The sequence below is a fragment of the Acidiphilium sp. genome, from assembly GCF_049977125.1.
GTDB lineage: Bacteria > Pseudomonadota > Alphaproteobacteria > Acetobacterales > Acetobacteraceae > Acidiphilium.
The window spans coordinates 3,513-5,593 of the sequence record NZ_JBMFGY010000165.1 but is presented as its reverse complement, the minus strand read 5'-3'; the positions used below and the strand labels follow the sequence as shown (position 1 = coordinate 5,593).

Annotated in this window: 1 protein-coding gene; it reads left to right on the top strand. The window is 54.3% G+C overall.

Going from position 1 to position 2,081, the window contains the following annotated elements; genetic code table 11:
• Window positions 1-283: 283 nt before the first annotated feature.
• Window positions 284-1,708: an MFS transporter gene (locus ACP5E6_RS15765; RefSeq protein WP_427955639.1), complete on the top strand. Its 1,425-nt coding sequence runs from the start codon at window positions 284-286 to the stop codon at window positions 1,706-1,708.
• Window positions 1,709-2,081 lie beyond the last annotated feature (373 nt).

The window sequence follows — 2,081 nt, the reverse complement described above, 5'->3', positions numbered from 1 at the left end:
GCCTCCGTCGAATCCCATCCGACGTGGTCACGTCAATTCACAATCGATTCAACAAACAGCCCGGCGGGGATGAGCAGCTACGGTCAAAGGGGGACATTCGCTGTTGATGAGCCCGTTACACTCACGCTCGTAGAAAATCGGGTCTGTCTCCGTCCATATTAAATGTGCTGGCTGCGGCTCAACCAAAAGTGAAAGCGATTTGGTTGCATGTCATCAAACTGTCAAACATTAGGTCGATCGAAGAGGGTAGATGGCAGCTCATCTCAGATAGGAGTAGCAGAAGATGGGAAAGACGCCAAACCCTGGATTGCAGGAAGCCGGTGTATTGGACTCGCTTAACAATGCACCGATAAGTTTCTTTCACCTCCGGGCTGCATTTACCGCTGGAATGGGATTTTTTACCGATGCCTATGATCTTTTCATTATCGGTTCTGCACTTGTATACATAAAACCGGAATGGCACCTGGGCAGTACCCAGATTGCATTTCTGGGCAGTATCTCTCTGGTCGCCGCATTTCTCGGGGCGTTTATTTTCGGTCGACTGGCTGATCTTGTGGGCCGAAAGAGAATTTACGGCATGGAAGCCCTCTTGATGGTGATCGGCGGACTGGCATGCGCCTTTGCGCCGAGCTTCATATGGCTTCTGGTGTTTCGAGTGATTCTCGGGGTCGGTATTGGCGGCGACTATCCGATGAGTGCCGTTCTGATGGCCGAATATGCGAACGCGAAGAAACGGGGTGCTCTGACCTCGATGGTCTTCGGCATGCAGGGGCTTGGGCTCGCGTTCGGTCCCGTCGTTGCTTTGGTGCTTGAAGCGTCCGGGCTACCGTCAGATTTGATCTGGCGCATCATGCTCGGTCTGGGGGCGCTGCCGCCGCTCGCCGTGCTCTATCTGCGGCGCACCATGCCAGAATCGCCACGTTACAAGGTTCTGGTTCGTGGCGATGTCGGTGAGGCTGCCAATGATATTGCGACCTATTCTTACGGTCAGGTTCGGCCCACAGGAACTGCGAATACCCGGCCAAATCGCATCTCTCTCAGGGATATGTTGAGTAATCCGAAATTCTTGATGCTGATCCTTGGTACTGGTGGCGCGTGGTTCCTCAACGATTATGCCTTCTACGGCAATGCGATTTCGACGCCCGAGATCATCAAGCTTCTGGCACCGTCATCTTCGCAACTCACCGGCAGTGCGTGGGCCTTCATCGTTTTCGCGATATTCGCCATTCCCGGTTATCTCGCCTCGATCTTCTTCATGGATGCGGTCGGGCATCGTCGCCTGCAGGTGATTGGCTTCGGTGCCATGGCCCTGGCATTCGCCGCGATCGCGCTCGTGCCTGGTATCACCCATGAGGTCGCTCCCTTTCTGTTGCTTTACGGGATCAGCTTCTTCTTCATCGAGTTCGGTCCCAACTGCACAACCTTCGTGATGCCGGCAGAGGTGTTTCCGACGAGCATCCGGACCACCGGGCACGGCATGGCGGCAGGAATTGGAAAATTCGGTGCGTTCGTGGGAACCTTTGTTTTCCCCTTCATCAGCGCGGCCGGCGGCGTCAAGGGAGCTATGCTTTTCTCCGCCGGCGTCTCCGTCCTTGGCGTTCTGCTGACAATGGCGACCCTGCCGGAGCCTAGCGGCAAAACGTTGGAAGAAATAGGCGGTGAGCCTGCGGGCAGAGACGTCAGCCTTGCCAAGCCGGCGGTTATCTGAACCCGGAGTTTGTCCTGATTATCGTGCGGGTTCGGGCTCACAATCCGCAACCCGTTTTTATCAACTTTGGTGGGAACTCCCATGATCGGGCGTTTCCACCAAGACCATTTGTAAGCGGGATGCACGCAGAGGGCATTTCCTCTGACGTGCGCCCCGACTTCAGCTTTCGTCTTGGTCGAAATACTATCGCAAACGTACGGCAATTCAACTCTTATGTAGAAACCCAGTTCGTCATGCAATCTTGTGTTCAACCGAGTAATTATGACATTTAGATGACATAAGATTTTGCGTTCATTGATCACAGATTGATTAGAACGGCGTAGGCATGTTGCTGATTCGTCCGCGCTCGATTATCCGCCGCTCAGCTTCGGAG

What these genes read in the sequence shown, in the direction of transcription:
- ACP5E6_RS15765 (WP_427955639.1), top strand. Translation starts at nt 284, where the DNA reads ATGGGAAAGACGCCAAACCCTGGATTGCAGGAAGCCGGTGTATTGGAC.